The sequence below is a fragment of the Streptomyces sp. TLI_105 genome, assembly GCF_900105415.1.
Lineage (GTDB): Bacteria > Actinomycetota > Actinomycetes > Streptomycetales > Streptomycetaceae > Streptomyces.
Genome location: NZ_FNSM01000001.1, coordinates 1,889,159 through 1,903,886, shown reverse-complemented (window position 1 = coordinate 1,903,886; position 14,728 = coordinate 1,889,159). Strand labels below are relative to the sequence as shown.

The window sequence follows — 14,728 nt, the reverse complement described above, 5'->3', positions numbered from 1 at the left end:
CCTGGCAGTCAGGACCCCGACTCGCCCGGCGCGTCCCACACGTAGTTGATCGCGCGCTCGAACGCCACGTAGCCCGCGCGGGCGAAGGACGCCGCCATCGGCACGTTCCCCAGGTCCGTCGCCGCACGGATCCGGGGCACGTCGGCGGCGGCCAGGATCCGGGTCCCCTCCGCCAGGATGTCGTCGATGTACCCGTGCCCGCGGTGGGCGGGCAGCACACCGACGTACGCGATGATGTGGTGGTAGTTGTTCCGCGCGGGCACGACGAAGCCGACCGGCTCGCCGCTCCCCGGCAGTTCGGCGATGCGCCACCACTCGCGCGGCGAGGCGTAGAGCGCGAGCTCCTCGTCGTGGTGCAGTTCCGCCGCCTCCCGCGCCGACAGGCCGGAGGTCAGATCGGCCCGGCCGTGCGCGTCGAGCGTGCCCTCCATCACCGGCGTCATCAGCGCGAGGAGGTCCTCGCGGTCCTTGACGGGACGGAACTCCAGACGGCCCGTCGGCTCCGGTACGGGGGTGCCGGGGCGCCACTCCAGGCGCAGCCGCTCGACCAGCGGGCGGGCGCCCGTGCGCTCCAGGACGGAGAACAGGGACTCCAGGAGGGACCGGGTCTCGGGGACCTCGCGCCAGTCGGCCGGAAGGAACCGTATGTACTCGGGGCGCGGCGCGCCCGCCGGGAACATCACGGCCGTCGCCGTCCCCAGGAGCCGCAGGCCCACCTCGGCGCGCTCCTCGGTGGACAGCTCCGGGGCGAGGTCGAAGAAGTCCAGCATCTGCGGTTCGGCGCCGGCGGTGTTCGTCCACCAGGCGACCCGGCCGAGGAGCCGGTCGCCGTCGAGCGCCACCCACATCCACGAGGGCAGGCGACGGCCGGCGGCCAGGTCGTCGGCGAGCTCGTGGTCGAGCGAGTACGTGAGGCGGAGGAAGAGGTCGAGCTCCTCCGGTCCGGCGAGCCGGCGGACGTACAGGCCGGGGACGAGGGAGGGGGAGGGCGAGGCGGCGGCGGTGTCGTGCCCGGCGTCGTGCGGGTCGTGCTCGTGATGTTCGGCGTGCTCGTGGTGCGGGTCGTGCTCGTGGTGCTGGTCGTGCGTGGACGAAGAAGACGTGGTCACGTCGGGGCCCCCTGGGGTCTCTGGTGCGAGGACCGCAGACCGTAACAGCGATCCCGCTCCCGCCGGTACGGAGTTTCCAGGTCAGCGGCCCTTCTGGACACGTCGGGGGCGACGGACCGACAATCTCGGATGTGACGACCCCTTTCGAGCTTCCGGCGAACTCCCCTCGGCTGACCGACGCCGAGCGGGACCGCGCGCTGGTGCTGCTCCGTGAGGGTGCCGCCCAGGGCCGCCTCTCGCACGACACCTTCCTCTTCCGGATGGAGCGCGCGCTCCAGGCCCGCCGGCCGGACGAACTCGCCCTGCTCACCGCCGACCTGCGGACCGAGGGCACCTGGACCCGGCGGGTGGTCGGCGCGGTGGAGCGGATGTCCGCGTTCACGGCGCGGATCGGGCGGGCCTGGAGCGCGGAGCGGCTCCCGAAGCTGCTGCTGCCGCGCCCCGGCCCGTACCCGCTGCGGATCGGGCGCGACCCGGTCAACGGGCTGCGGCTCAGTCACGAGACGGCCTCCCGGCTGCACGCCGAACTCTCGCTGCAGGGCGGGATGTGGGTGCTGCGCGACCTCGGCTCGACCAACGGCACCACCGTCAACGGACGGCGGGTCACCGGCGCCGTGGTCGTGCGGCCGGGGGACGTGGTCGGCTTCGGCCAGATGTCCTTCCGGCTGTCGCACGACTGACCCCCGCGTTCACCCGTTCGGCGGTACATGGCGGGCGGCGCGGGCCCCGCGGTGATGGGCTGGGCGGACGCGCGCCACGATCTCCGGCCGCGGCACCCACCGCCGATCGAGCAGGGGGCGAGATGAGCGACGCGCCGAACCACGAGCCGGACCGGGGCATACGGAGCGAGCGGCCGGAGGAGTCCGGGGACCCCTGGACACGACTGCCGTCGATGACTCCGGCGACACCGTCGGCCGCGGCCCCCACGAAGCCGGCCCGGGCCGGCGGGCCCCCGGCCGACGTCCCTGCCGCCTCCGGGGCCGGCATCCCGGCCCGTGCCCCCGGCACCGGCCGGCCGGCCGTCCCCGGACGCGTACGGACCCTGGCCGACCCGACCGCCGGGCCCTTCCCGCCCGGTGGACGGACCGTCGCGCCGAGCCCCCTCGACCCCGGCGCCTCGCTGGACCCGCACGGGATCCACCGGACCCTGCGCGAGGAGTTCCCGCTCACGTACGACCCGCTGCTGCGGGCCTGGGTCCTCAGCCGGTACGCGGACGTGGCCGCCGCGCTCACCGACGAACGCTTCACGCACGGGCACCGGCCCGGCGACCCGCCGTGCGCGCGGGCCCATGTCGACGTCGACGTCGAGGCCCTGCGCGAGGTCACCGAACGCACCGCCTACGTCCTGGCCCGCCGGATCGCCGAACGGTCCCAGGCGGACCTGGTCGCCGACTTCTGCCACTGGCTGCCGGCCGGCACCGTCGCCGCGGCCGTCGGCGTGCCCTACCGCGACATGATGCGGCTCGTCCGCGGCCGGGCGGCGGGCGCGCTCGCGGGGGAGTGCGGCGGCCAGATCGCCGTACGGGAGAAGGCGCTCGCCTCCTTCCTCGGCAACGTCCTCGCCGACCCCGACCAGGTCGCCGCCCTCCGCGACGCACCCGCCGGTCTCGTCGCCCGCGCCTGGACCGAGTCGCTGCGCCGGGACCCGCCCGTGCAGATCGCGGTGCGCCGCACCGGCGCCGAGGTGCCGGTGAGCGGCGGCGTCGTCCCGGCGGGCGCGTCCGTCGCCCTGCTCGTCGGCTCGGCGGGCCGCGATCCCGAACGCTTCCGCGAGCCCGACCGCTTCGATCCGTTCCGCGACGACCCGGACCAGCTCACCTACGGGGCGGGCTTCTGTCCGGCGGTCCTCCTCGCCGGGCTCGAAGCGGAGTACGCCCTGCGCGCCCTCTTCACGGCCATGCCCCGCCTGCGTCTCGCCGACGGCTTCCGCCCCACCTTCACGGGCCTCATCACGCGCGCCCCGCGGAACCTGATCGTCCGGCCGGGCGGCTGAGCGGCCCCCGACCGCTGTTAGGGTGACGTGCGCTCGTCAACGGGCGCCCGTTCCACCACTTTCCACGGGGTTTCAAAAATGAAGATGCGTCATGTCCGCGCGATCGCCGTCTTCGGCATCGCGGTCGTCGCCCTGACGGGTGCCCGCGGCTCGCACGGCGGAAGCTGCGGCGGCAGCTCCGGCAGCCACAGCAGCAGCCACAGCGACAACGACGGCACCACGGGCAGCAGCTCCGGCGGCTCCGTGTCCGGCGGCACCGGCAGCTCGAACAAGGCCGTGCGCGACGTCACGATCGGCGAGTGCAAGTACGACGAGGCCACCAAGAACCTCGTCGCCCGGGTCACCATCAAGAACGACGGCCTGCTGGACTACGACTACGACGTCACGATGAAGTTCACCGGCGACGCCGGCGGCACCGCCGTCCCGGCCACCGCGACGAAGACCGCCGTCGCCGTCACGGCGGGCGCCTCCCAGAGCGTCGAACTGACCACCCCGTACACGGGATCCGGCGACGGCTCCGAGTACACCAAGTGCGAGGTCAGCCGAGCGTCCCGCTCCTGACCCGGGTGGTCGGCGCGGCCGGGTCCGTACGACCCGGCCGCCAGACCGACGCGAGCAGAAGGGCGCCGGGGAGGACCCCGGCGGTCACGCGGACGGCGACGACGGGGGCGTCGAGCGCGGCCAGCACCAGGCCCGCCGCCCCGCAGGCGGTGAGCGCGGCGGCGAGCACGTGGAGCGCGGGTCTGCGCCAGGCCACCGCCAGGCCGAAGAAGTGCACGCCGACCACGAAGGCGATCCAGCCCACGGCCGCCTGCGGGGCGTGCAGCACACGGCTGATCACCAGGAGCCCGGCCGCGAGCCCGAGGACCTCCGCCGCCACCACGTACCAGTAGCGTCGGCCGAACCCGGTGCCGGCGCCCGCGGCGGCCGCCGGCACCGCCCGGCGTCGGCGCCCGAACAGGACCAGGCCGAGGAAGGCCGCGAGGGCGAGCAGTCGCAGCGGTGTGGCGACCGCCGTCGGCAAGGTGCCCGCGTTGGCCTGGATGAACACGAGCCCGAAGGCACCGCCTATGAGCCGGCCTGTTTGATCCTTTGTCATGATCATCAGCTTGCCATGGGCGCGGCGGTCCGCTCACTCCAGCCGGGCGAGCAGCGCCACCGGCCGCTCCGCGAACAGTTCCGCCAGCTTCACCTCCGTCGCCGGACCGCCCGTGAACTCCCGCACCCCGTCGAGCGCGTCGATCCACCGCCCCTCGGGCAGCACCAGCTCCGTGTCCTGCCAGCCGCCCGCCTGGGCGAGCCGCAGGGAGAGCCGGGTCACGGCCGTCACCACCCGGCCGGAGCGGGCGAAGGCCAGACAGTGCGCGGCCGCCGGGCCCTCCGCCGCCAGAGGCACGTATGTGCCGCCCGCCCCGAAGGCCTCCGGGTGCGCGCGCCGCAGCCGCAGCGCCGCCCGCACCAGCGCGGTCCGCTCGTCCTCGGGACCGGCCGCGAACGGCGCCCGGTTGTCCGGGTCGACGAGCGCCCGGTACTCCCGCTCCGTGTTCTGGTACAGCTCCGGCACCCCCGGCATCGTCAGCTGGGCGAGCGCGGCCCCGAGCGCGTGCGCCCGGATGTGCGGCTCCAGGGCGAAGGCGGCCTCCGAGGCCGTCCTGAGCGGGATCCGGCCGGGCCCGGCCGCCGCGAACTCGGCCACCGCCCGCTCGTACTCCTCGTCCGGCTCCGTCCAGCTGGTCCGGAGCCCCGCCTCCCGCACGGACTTGAGGATCGCGGGGACCAGCCGGTCCGGGTCCGGGGTGCCGAGGCCGAAGGCCGTCTGCCAGGCCGTCCACGCCACGTGCGGATCGGGCGCGGGCACCCCGGCGACCTCCGCGAGGAGCTCCGCCCACACCTCCGGGCACTGGGCGAGCACCGCGATCCCGGCCCGGACGTCCGCGCTGCGCTTGGTGTCGTGCGTGGAGAGCACGGTGCCGGTGTCGGGCCAGTCCCGGGCGATCCGCAGGCAGTACGCGTGGAACTCCTCCACCGGCACCGCCGGTCGCCCCGCGTCGCCGCCGACCTCGTTCGCGGAGAGCAGCGGGGCGTACCGGTAGAAGGCGGTGTCCTCCACGGACTTGGCCCGCAGCGCGGACGAGGTCTGCGCGAACCGCGCGCGGAACGCCCGGTGTTCGGGCCCGTCGCCGCGCTTCCCGAGCGCCAGGTCCCGTACGGCGTCGACCGCCGTCGCCTCCTCCGGCACCGCGAACGCGGCCTTCGCGCCGCGCGCCGCCTCCGGGGTCAGCACCTCCTCGCCGCCGGTCCGGTAGGGGCGGTAGACGGGGACCCGGACGAGGAGCTCCCGGATCGCGGTGCGCAGCGCCCAGGGGGCGTGGTCCCGCAGCTCGGGGTCGGCGGCGCAGATCCGGCCGGCGATCCGGGTCAGCGCGGCCGTCTCGGCGGCCAGGTCATGGCCGACCACCTCGTACGCGGCGCGGTGCGCGGTCGCCTCCCAGCGGCCGCCCCGGTCCCCGGCCTTGCCCACGAACTCCCGGTAGAGATCGGCCAGTTCGTCGGCGCCCACCGGATCGGTGAAGACGCCGTCGAGCTGTCGAAGCGCGTCGTACCCGGTGGTGCCCGCGACGGGCCAGGCGGCGGGCAGCGTCTCGGACCCCGTGAGGATCTTCTCGACGACCGTCCAGCACCGCCCGCCGGTCGCCGCCGCCAGGTCCTCCAGATAGCCCTGCGGGTCGGCGAGTCCGTCCGGGTGGTCGATGCGCAGCCCCTCGATCACCCCGTCCGCGACCAGCTCCACGATCTTCGCGTGGCTCGCCGCGAACACCTCGGGGTCCTCCACCCGCACCCCGATCAGGTCCGAGATGGTGAAGAAGCGGCGGTAGCCGAGCTCGGTGCGGGCGAGTCGCCACCAACCGAGCCGGTACCACTGGGCGTCGAGCAGCTCGTCGAGCGGCAGCCCCTCGGTGCCCGCGCGGAGCGGGAACTCCTGGCCGTCCAGGTGCAGGGACCCGCCGGAGACCCGGAAGCGGTCCCGCACCTCCGGGAGCCGCGCGGGCAGCACGGGGAGCAGCACCCGGCCGTCCCCGGCGCGCCAGTCGATGTCGAACCAGCGGGCGTACGGCGAGTCGGGGCCCTCGCGGAGCACGGCGCGCAGCGCGTGGTTGTGGCGCGGGGAGGCCGCCATGTGGTTGGGCACCAGGTCCACGACGAGCCCGAGGCCGTGCGCCCGCGCGGTCGCCGCCAGGGCCCGCAGCCCCTCCTCGCCGCCCAGTTCGGCCCGGACCGAGCGGTGGTCGGTGACGTCGTAGCCGTGGGTCGAGCCGGGCACCGCCTCCAGGACGGGGGAGAGGTGGAGATGCGAGACCCCGAGGCCGGCCAGGTACGGCACGGCGCGCTCGGCGGCCGCGAACGGGAAGTCCGGCTGGAGCTGCAGCCGATAGGTCGAGGTGGGTGGAATGGGCGTCATGCGAACGTACGTACCCCGCGGGAAGGCTTCTGTGTCATCGCCCCATGCACCCGTTCGAGTGCATCGCGTTACGTTCGCGTGATGCTTCGGACGTATCGCGACACGCTGTCCCTGCTCGGCCCCGCCCTGCCCGTCGTCTCCTTCCTCGGTCGGCTGCCCACCGCCATGTGCCAGCTCGGCAGTCTGCTCCTGGTCGCGGAGACCAGCGGCTCGCTCGCCACCGCGGGCCTCACGGGCGGCGCGCTCGCCGCCGGACAGACCGTCGCCGGGCCCGTCATCGGCCGGCTCGCCGACCGGCACGGTCAGCGCGGGATCGTCCTCGCGGCCTCCCTCGCCAACGCGGTCGCCGTCACCGCCCTGGTCCTCGCCGCCCTCGCCGAGGCCGCCACCGGCCCGCTCATGGCGCTCGGGGCGCTCGCCGGGGCCACCGTCCCGCAGGTCGGGCCGCTCGCCCGGACCCGCTCCGTGGCCCTCGCCCGTCGCTCCGGCGCGGACGACCGGCTCGTCGGCGCGGTCCTCTCCTTCGAGGGCACCCTCGACGAGGTCTCCTTCGTCCTCGGCCCGGCCCTCGTCGGACTGGCCGCCGCCCTCGCCCACCCCGCCGCCGCGCTCCTCCTGGCGGCGCTGCTGCTCGCCGGCTGCGGGACGGCCTTCGCCCTCCACCCGACGGCCCGGGCCCCCGCGCCCGTCGTCTCCACTCGTACGGGTGCCGCCGAACGGACGCGGCTGCCGGGATCCGCGTACGCCCTGCGCGGCACGATGGTCCTCCAGGGCGCCATGTTCGGCGCCTCGCAGGCCGGGATCACCGCCCTCACCGAGGAGCTGGGCGCGCCCGCCCAGGCCGGGCTCGTCTACGCGGCCATGGGCGTCATGAGCGCCGCCGTCGGCCTCTCCATGGCCGCCGTGCCCGCCCGGATCGGCCTCGCGACCCGCTGGCGCGCCGCCACCGCCGGGCTCGTCGTCCTCTCCGCGCCGCTGCTCCTGGTGGACTCCCTGGCCGCGCTGTACGCGGTCGTCGTCGTCCTCGGGGCCGCCTACGCCCCGCACCTGATCACCGTCTTCGGGCTCACCGAGCGGACCGTGCCGGCTGCCCGGCTCGCCGAGTCGATGGCCTTCCTCACCAGCGGGATCGTGGGCGGTCAGGCCCTCGCCCTCGCCCTCTCCGGTCGGCTCGCCGAAGGCCACGGCGCCCCCGCCGCCTTCGCGGTGGCGGTGGGGGCGGCCGTGGCCTGCGCGGTGCTCTCCTGGACGGTCCGGGTCACCCCTCCCGTACGGGAACTCAGGCCGGTCGCCTGACCCTCCCCGTACGGGAACTCAGCCCGGTCGCCTGCCCCCGTGCAAGGACCAGGCCGGTCGCCTGACCCCCGTACGGGACCTCAGGCCGGCCGGCGCAGCACGGTCAGGCTGAGCGGCGCCAGCGTCACCCGCTCGCCGCCGGCGAGCTCCGGGCCCTCCCGCGGCGGCATGCCCTCCGGGTCCGAGGTGTCCACCACCATGCGCCAGCAGCGCCCGTGGCTGTCCGGCACCGCGAACTCCAGCTCCTTCGAGGAGGCGTTGAACATCAGCAGGAAGGAGTCGTCGGCGATCCGCTCACCCTGCGGGCCCGGCTCCGAGATGGCGTTGCCGTTGAGGAAGACGGTCAGCGCCTGGGCGTGCGCCGCCTGCCAGTCGCGGGAGGTCATCTCCTCGCCCTCGGGCGTGAACCAGGCGATGTCGGTCAGCTCGTCGTGGGTGCCCTCCACAGGCCTGCCGTGGAAGAAGCGGCGGCGCCGGAAGACCGGATGGTCCCGGCGCAGCCGGACCATCGCCTGGGTGAACCGCAGGAGCGTGGACTCCGCCTCGCCGTTCTCCTTCGGCCACTGCACCCAGGAGACCTCGTTGTCCTGGCAGTACGCGTTGTTGTTGCCGCCCTGCGTCCGCCCGAACTCGTCGCCGTGGCTGAGCATCGGCACGCCCTGCGAGAGCATCAGCGTGGCGAGGAAGTTGCGCGTCTGGCGGGCGCGCAACTCGGCGATCCCGACGTCCTCGGTCTCGCCCTCCGCCCCGCAGTTCCAGGAGCGGTTGTAGCTCTCGCCGTCCCGGTTGCCCTCGCCGTTCGCCTCGTTGTGCTTGTCGTTGTACGAGACGAGGTCGCGCAGGGTGAAGCCGTCGTGGCAGGTGACGAAGTTGACCGAGGCGAGCGGGCGCCTCCCGTCGTCCTGGTACAGGTCGGAGGAGCCGGTCAGCCGGGAGGCGAACTCCGCGAGGGTGCGCGGCTCGCCGCGCCACAGGTCCCGCACGCAGTCCCGGTACTTGCCGTTCCACTCGGTCCACAGCGGTGGGAAGTTGCCCACCTGGTAGCCGCCCTCGCCCACGTCCCACGGCTCGGCGATCAGCTTCACCTGGCTGACCACCGGGTCCTGCTGCACCAGGTCGAAGAACGAGGACAGCCGGTCCACCTCGTGGAACTGGCGGGCCAGGGTGGCCGCCAGGTCGAAGCGGAAACCGTCCACGTGCATCTCGGTCACCCAGTACCGCAGGCTGTCCATGATCAGCTGGAGCACGTGCGGGGAGCGCATGAGCAGCGAGTTCCCGGTGCCGGTGGTGTCCATGTGGTACCGGCGGTCGTTCGCGAGCCGGTAGTACGAGGGGTTGTCCAGGCCCCGGAAGGAGAGCGTCGGGCCCAGGTGGTTGCCCTCGGCTGTGTGGTTGTAGACCACGTCGAGGATGACCTCGATGCCCGCCTGGTGCAGCGCCCGGACCGCCGACTTGAACTCCAGGACCTGCTGGCCCCGGTCGCCCCAGGACGCGTAGGCGTTGTGGGGGGCGAAGAAGCCGATCGTGTTGTAGCCCCAGTAGTTGGAGAGCCCCGCGTCCACGAGCCGGTGGTCGTTCACGAACTGGTGAACGGGCATCAGTTCGAGTGCGGTCACGCCCAGGTCCTTCAGATGGCCGATGACCGACGGGTGCGCGAGCCCCGCGTACGTCCCGCGCAGCTCCTCCGGAAGGTCCGGGTGGAGCATCGTGAGGCCCTTCACATGGGCCTCGTAGATCACCGTGTGGTGGTACTCGGTGCGGGGGCGCCGGTCGTCGCCCCAGTCGAAGTACGGGTTGACCACGACCGAGGTCATGGTGTGCGGGCCCGAGTCGAGGTCGTTGCGTGCGTCGGGCCGCCCGAACGGGTAGCCGTAGACCGCCTCTCCCCACTTGATCTGCCCCGACACCGCGCGGGCGTACGGGTCGAGCAGCAGCTTCGCCGCGTTGCAGCGCAGCCCGCGTTCCGGTGCGTACGGGCCGTGCACGCGGAACCCGTACCGCTGACCGGGCATCACGCCCGGCAGATAGGCGTGTCGCACGAACGCGTCGGTCTCGCGCAGTTCCACCGCCGTCTCCGAGCCGTCGTCGTGCAGCAGACACAGCTCGATCCTGTGGGCGGCCTCCGAGAAGACCGCGAAGTTGGTTCCCGCTCCGTCATAGGTGGCGCCCAAGGGGTACGCCTGTCCCGGCCAGACCTGCATGGATACGACTCTTCCTCTTCTGTCCGGGTTTTGTAGGTCTTCTTCGGCCAGATCCTGCCCGAAAGAGTGGCAACCTCCTAGGACTTCGCCCCGTCCTACCGGGTGACCGCAGACCAAGAGGGGGACAGAGGGGGAAGTGTGTACGAAATAGCGCGCCGCCACCTGGGGAAGGTGGTGGCCGGAGCGGCCATGGCGGTGACGGGAACCGCCGTCGCGGTCGCGATCGGCCTGCCGGGATCAGCAGGAGCGAACGATTCCGCCGGAACGGCGGGATCCACCGGAGTCGCCGGTGCCGCCGGAGTCCCCGGTGCGACGGCGGGCGACGGCTCGGCCGGTGCCGCCGGGCAGGGGGAGACCGGAGAGGGGGCCACGGGCTCCGCGCCGCGGCCGGCCACCGTGGTCCCGCCCGCGGCCGAGGGGGAGAAGGGCGTCGGAGGCGACCCGCTCACGGACGACGAGCTCGCCCGGGCCGAGGCGCTGGCGCTGACCCCGCCCGCCGCCTCCGCCCAGCAGGACGTCACGGGCGGCCGGGGCCCCCAGCGCCTCGGCACCCGGCTCGCCGACCCGATCACGGGCGACGCCTCGCGCCGCGCCGAGGTCCGCCTCTACGACTACGGGCGGGACGAGCTCATCACCAAGACCGTCAACCTCGACACCGGCAAGGTCGAGAGCTCCGGAGCCCAGCGCGGGGTCCAGCCCTCCGCCCACCCCGAGGAGCTGCGCGAGGCCCTGGAGCTGATCCTCGCGAGCCCGCTCGGCAAGGGCGTCAAGGAGGACTACAAGGACGCCACCGGCAAGGAGCTGACCTCCGGCAAGCAGCTGTGGTTCAACGGCGACGTCTACCGCACCTACCGCGAGTCCCATGTGCCCCCTGCGCTCGCCCGCTGCGGGGAGCACCGGTGCGTCCGGCTCGTCACCAAGGTCCTCAACGGGGCCTGGATCGACACCCGGAACCTGATCGTCGACCTCTCCGCGAGGACCGTCACCCGCGTCGGCTGACCACCGGCCCGGCCACTCCACAGCCTCACGACACGTACGAGGGAGTACGTCCCCATGTCCATCCAGCGAATCCGGAACGGGCGCACCCGCAAACGGGGCGCCGTCCTGACCGCCGCCGCCCTGCTCGGCACCGCCACGGCCGCCGCAGGCCCCGTGGGCGGCGCCGTCGCCGCCCCCAACCCGCCGGCCCCGACACGCCCGGCGCGCGCCACGACGACGCCCGACTGCTCGGCCGCGTACCGCATCACGCAGAAGCTCGACGGCGGCACCACCTGGCGCATGTGCTGGCGGTACGACACCGACGCCGGGCTCACGCTCGACCGCGTCACCTACCAGCCGCCCGGCGCCGCCGCGCCCATCCCCGTCCTCAACAGCGCCCGGCTCGCCCAGATCCACGTGCCGTACGACGACGGCGGCGCCGAGTACGACGACCTCACCGGCGCCGGCTTCGGCTGGGGCCTGCAGAACCTCAAACCGGCAGAGTGCCCCGGCGGCACCCTCACCACCGTCAAGGTGCCCGAGGTCGGCGACGTCAAGGGCCTGTGCACCACCACGCGGGCGCGCGGGCACGCGTACCGCGTGGCCAGCGACAGCGGGTCCAAGGTCTGGCAGGCCCAGGCCAAGGACCTGCTCGTCTACACCGTCAACAAGGTCGGCTGGTACGAGTACATCACCGAGTGGCGCTTCACCGCCGACGGCACCATCGGCGCCAACGTCGGAGCCACCGGCAGCCTCTCGCCCGTCGACTACAACGCCACCGACGGACGCGGCTGGCCCCTCGGCAAGGGCGCCCGCGGCTACGCCACCAGCCACGCCCACAACGTCTTCTGGAAGCTCGACTTCGGTCTGGACGGCTCCACCAAGGACCGGATCGAGCAGTTCGACTCCACCGTCACCGCCCCCACCGGCGGCGGCGGACCCACCGTGAAGACCACCCGCACCGTCGTCACCAAGGAACTCGCCGGCGACGCCAAGAACATGCGCTGGTGGCGGGTGGTCAGCGGCACCGGCAAGAACGCCGACGGCCACGCCCGCTCGTACGAGATCGTGCCCGGCCACACCGACACCCACGCGGGACGCGGCTTCACCAAGCACGACGTGTATTTCACCCAGTCCCGCGCCTGCGAGAAGTTCGCGAGCAACAACATCGGCGGCTGCGCGGCCGGCGCCGGTGACAGCGTGGACAAATGGGTCAACGGTGAGACTCTGACCAAACCGTCCGTGTGGGTCAACATCGGGTTCCATCACATCGCCCGGGACGAGGACCAGCAGCCGATGCCGGTCCACTGGCAGGGCTTCCAGCTCGCGCCCAGGGACGTAACCGCTATGAATCCGCTCACTCCGGCCGATCTCGCCTCCCAGAACGGGCAGCCCGATCTGGGGAGTTGAGGAAGCAGCCTGACGATCCTGCTGCACCGCCTCCCGCTCGCGGAGTACCCTTCCTTGATCGTTGTCACATGGTCATCCTGTCCGCCGGAACGGGTGTCCGGGAGCAGAAGGCGGTGCGCGGGTGAGCTCGGGAGGTCTGGAGCTGCCCCCAGGTGACGCGGGTCACGAGGGGGGTCCGGCCGACCCCGCAGAGGCGCCGCCGGGTACGGCCGTGCCGCCGGGCGTCGCCCTGCCGCCGGGCGCGGCCGTGCCGCCCGGCACGGTCACCGTCGGGCGGCCGGTGGAGATAGGGGCGGAGCTCGACTGGGGCCCCGAGGCCTGGAGCGAGGTCCGCACCCGGGCCCAGCGCGCCGGCCGCGCCTACATCTGGCTGAACCTCGTCGAACAGCGGCTGCGGGCCGTGGTCGCCGCCGTCCTGCGACCCGTGTACGAACCGGTGCACGGCGAGGAGTGGGTGGTGGCCGCGGCCGGACCCGCCGGCCAGGAATGGGTCCAGCGGGCCGTCGCCGTCCGCGAGGTCTCCCGGCGCAAGGGCTACCTCCTGGACCCGGCCGACGACAACGTGCTGAGCTTCCTCACGCTGCCGCAGCTGCGCGAGCTGATGGTGCAGCACTGGCCCTGCTTCGAGCCCTACTTCGACGACCGGCGCGAGGTCGAGCTCGCCCTCGACGAGCTGGAGGTCACGCGGAACGTGGTCTCCCGCAACCGGGCCCTCTCGCTGACCGTCCTCGCCCAGTCCGAGCGGGCCTCCGCCCGCATCCTGGAGATCCTCGGCGGTGGCGCCGGGGTGCCGTCCGCCGACCGGCTGCCCGTGGACGCGGTCGAGGACCTCGTCGGCGACCGGTACGCGGACGTCGTCTCCGTCCATCCCGACCGGGTCCGGCTGCAGCGGCAGCTGCCCGCCGAGGACCTCTTCGGCGGCGCCCGCCGCCTCGACGCCACCGGCATAGGCCTCAACCTGCTCGTGCAGAACTTCTCCGGCCGCCGCATGGTCCGGCTCGCCGAGTCCGGCTGTCGGACCCGGCTCCTCTTCCTCAACCCCGCGAGCAGCGCCGTCAAGCGCCGCGAGCGCGAACTCGGCCTGAAGAAGGGCGAGCTGAGCCGCTCGGTCGAGATGAACATCCTGCACATGCGCCGGGTCCGCTCGAAGCTGCGCGATCCGGGCGCCTTCCAGATCCACGTCTTCGACGAGACCCCGCGCTTCACCGCCTACCTGGTGGACGGCGACGGACCGGACGGGGTGGGCGTCGTCCAGTCGTACCTGCGCCGGGCCCGGGGCATGGAGGCGCCGGTCCTCGTCCTGCGCGGCGGCGGACGGAACGTCGTCCGGCACGGACAGTCCGCCCGTGACGGGGATCACGGACTTTTCGAGACGTATCGGGAAGAATTCGAGTCGGTCTGGCTCGACTCCCGGCCCGTCTCCTGACCCGCCCCCGGGGGCGGCCGGGGGCGTTGTCAGTGGTGCGTGCGAGGGTGGTCAGCACCACGGGGGAGATCACGTAAGGAGGACCCGATGGCTTGGCACGGCTCGACCCTTGTCGGCTTCGACCTGGAGACGACCGGCACCGAACCGCTGGAGGCCCGGATCGTCACGGCCTCGATCGTCGAGGTCGACGGCGGTGGGCAGGTCAGGCGGCGGCGGGACTGGCTCGCCGACCCGGGCATCCGCATCCCGGAGCAGGCCGCCGCGATCCACGGCATCAGCACCGAGCGCGCGGCGGCCGAGGGGCGGCCGGTCCGCGAGGTCGCCGACGAGATCGCGCAGACCCTCGCCGCGTACTGGGAGGACGGCGTCCCGGTCGTCGCGTACAACGCCTCCTTCGACCTCACGCTCCTCGCCGCCGAGCTGCGCCGCCACGGGCTGCCGTCGCTCGAGGAGCGGCTCGGCGGGGCGGCCGTCGGCCCGGTCGTCGATCCGTACACCATCGACCGGGCCGTCGACCGCTACCGGCGCGGCAAGCGCACCCTGGAGGCGGTCTGCGGGGAGTACGGCGTGGTGCTCGAAGCCGCCCACCAGGCCGCCGCCGACGCCCTCGCCGCCGTCCGGGTCGCCGTCGCGATAGCCGAGCGGCACCCGCAGGTGGCCGGTCTGGACCCGGCCGAGCTGCACGAGCGCCAGATCGGCTGGTACCGCGTCTGGGCCGAGGGCCTCCAGGCCTTCCTGCGCGGCAAGGGCGACGCGGAGGCGGTCGTCGACTCCACGTGGCCCCTGCGCGAGGCGGTCGCGGCGGCCTGAGGGCCGCCTTCCGGATCAGCCCCGCGGCAGCGTCAGGTGCGGCCT

General features: G+C 73.8%; 12 protein-coding genes. 8 read left to right on the top strand and 4 right to left on the bottom strand.

Annotated features, from left to right (window positions below; genetic code table 11):
• Positions 1-8 precede the first annotated feature (8 nt).
• Positions 9-965 carry a GNAT family N-acetyltransferase gene (locus BLW86_RS08740; protein ID WP_093878575.1) on the bottom strand — a complete coding sequence of 319 codons (957 nt, stop codon included), beginning with the start codon at positions 963-965 and terminating at the stop codon, positions 9-11.
• Positions 966-1,240: 275 nt separating this feature from the next.
• On the opposite strand from BLW86_RS08740, the gene BLW86_RS08735 reads away from it, so the two are divergent.
• From BLW86_RS08735 to BLW86_RS08725, 3 genes are all read left to right on the top strand, one after another.
• Complete coding sequence (locus BLW86_RS08735; RefSeq protein WP_093873494.1) at positions 1,241-1,789, top strand: DUF1707 and FHA domain-containing protein; 549 nt, start codon at positions 1,241-1,243, stop codon at positions 1,787-1,789.
• A gap of 122 nt (positions 1,790-1,911) precedes the next feature.
• Positions 1,912-3,102, top strand: coding sequence for a cytochrome P450 (locus tag BLW86_RS08730; protein ID WP_093873493.1), 1,191 nt, complete (start codon positions 1,912-1,914; stop codon positions 3,100-3,102).
• 78 nt (positions 3,103-3,180) lie between these two features.
• Entirely contained in the window at positions 3,181-3,663 is a 483-nt protein-coding gene (locus tag BLW86_RS08725) for a hypothetical protein (RefSeq protein WP_093873492.1), read from the top strand.
• On the opposite strand, the gene BLW86_RS08720 is transcribed toward BLW86_RS08725, so the two are convergent.
• Positions 3,641-4,201: a hypothetical protein gene (locus BLW86_RS08720; protein ID WP_177181606.1), complete on the bottom strand. Its 561-nt coding sequence runs from the start codon at positions 4,199-4,201 to the stop codon at positions 3,641-3,643. The two genes, BLW86_RS08725 and BLW86_RS08720, sit on opposite strands and share 23 nt — an antisense overlap.
• A 33-nt stretch (positions 4,202-4,234) precedes the next feature.
• Positions 4,235-6,553 carry a malto-oligosyltrehalose synthase gene (treY, locus tag BLW86_RS08715; RefSeq protein ID WP_093878574.1) on the bottom strand — a complete coding sequence of 773 codons (2,319 nt, stop codon included), beginning with the start codon at positions 6,551-6,553 and terminating at the stop codon, positions 4,235-4,237.
• A gap of 90 nt (positions 6,554-6,643) precedes the next feature.
• Between treY and BLW86_RS08710 the strand changes: the two genes are divergently transcribed.
• Positions 6,644-7,858 (top strand): MFS transporter, encoded by a 1,215-nt coding sequence (locus tag BLW86_RS08710; protein ID WP_093873491.1) that lies wholly within the window; start codon positions 6,644-6,646, stop codon positions 7,856-7,858.
• Positions 7,859-7,938: 80 nt separating this feature from the next.
• On the opposite strand, the gene glgX is transcribed toward BLW86_RS08710, so the two are convergent.
• Complete coding sequence (gene glgX, locus BLW86_RS08705; protein ID WP_093873490.1) at positions 7,939-10,059, bottom strand: glycogen debranching protein GlgX; 2,121 nt, start codon at positions 10,057-10,059, stop codon at positions 7,939-7,941.
• 138 nt (positions 10,060-10,197) lie between these two features.
• Between glgX and BLW86_RS08700 the strand changes: the two genes are divergently transcribed.
• The 4 genes from BLW86_RS08700 (at position 10,198) to BLW86_RS08685 (ending at position 14,683) form a co-directional block, all read left to right on the top strand.
• Positions 10,198-11,058, top strand: coding sequence for a Tat pathway signal sequence domain protein (locus tag BLW86_RS08700; RefSeq protein WP_093873489.1), 861 nt, complete (start codon positions 10,198-10,200; stop codon positions 11,056-11,058).
• A 54-nt stretch (positions 11,059-11,112) separates the two neighbouring features.
• The gene (locus tag BLW86_RS08695) at positions 11,113-12,447 is read left to right on the top strand and encodes a copper amine oxidase (protein ID WP_093873488.1); all 1,335 of its coding nucleotides are present in this window, start codon (positions 11,113-11,115) and stop codon (positions 12,445-12,447) included.
• Positions 12,448-12,568: 121 nt separating this feature from the next.
• Positions 12,569-13,873: an SAV2148 family HEPN domain-containing protein gene (locus BLW86_RS08690; RefSeq protein WP_093873487.1), complete on the top strand. Its 1,305-nt coding sequence runs from the start codon at positions 12,569-12,571 to the stop codon at positions 13,871-13,873.
• A gap of 87 nt (positions 13,874-13,960) precedes the next feature.
• Entirely contained in the window at positions 13,961-14,683 is a 723-nt protein-coding gene (locus BLW86_RS08685; RefSeq protein ID WP_093873486.1) for a 3'-5' exonuclease, read from the top strand.
• Positions 14,684-14,728 lie beyond the last annotated feature (45 nt).

What these genes read in the sequence shown, in the direction of transcription:
- BLW86_RS08730 (WP_093873493.1), top strand. Translation starts at nt 1,912, where the DNA reads ATGAGCGACGCGCCGAACCACGAGCCGGACCGGGGCATACGGAGCGAG.
- BLW86_RS08725 (WP_093873492.1), top strand. Translation starts at nt 3,181, where the DNA reads ATGAAGATGCGTCATGTCCGCGCGATCGCCGTCTTCGGCATCGCGGTC.
- BLW86_RS08720 (WP_177181606.1), bottom strand. Translation starts at nt 4,201, where the DNA reads ATGACAAAGGATCAAACAGGCCGGCTCATAGGCGGTGCCTTCGGGCTC.
- BLW86_RS08710 (WP_093873491.1), top strand. Translation starts at nt 6,644, where the DNA reads ATGCTTCGGACGTATCGCGACACGCTGTCCCTGCTCGGCCCCGCCCTG.
- glgX (WP_093873490.1), bottom strand. Translation starts at nt 10,059, where the DNA reads ATGCAGGTCTGGCCGGGACAGGCGTACCCCTTGGGCGCCACCTATGAC.
- BLW86_RS08695 (WP_093873488.1), top strand. Translation starts at nt 11,113, where the DNA reads ATGTCCATCCAGCGAATCCGGAACGGGCGCACCCGCAAACGGGGCGCC.
- BLW86_RS08685 (WP_093873486.1), top strand. Translation starts at nt 13,961, where the DNA reads ATGGCTTGGCACGGCTCGACCCTTGTCGGCTTCGACCTGGAGACGACC.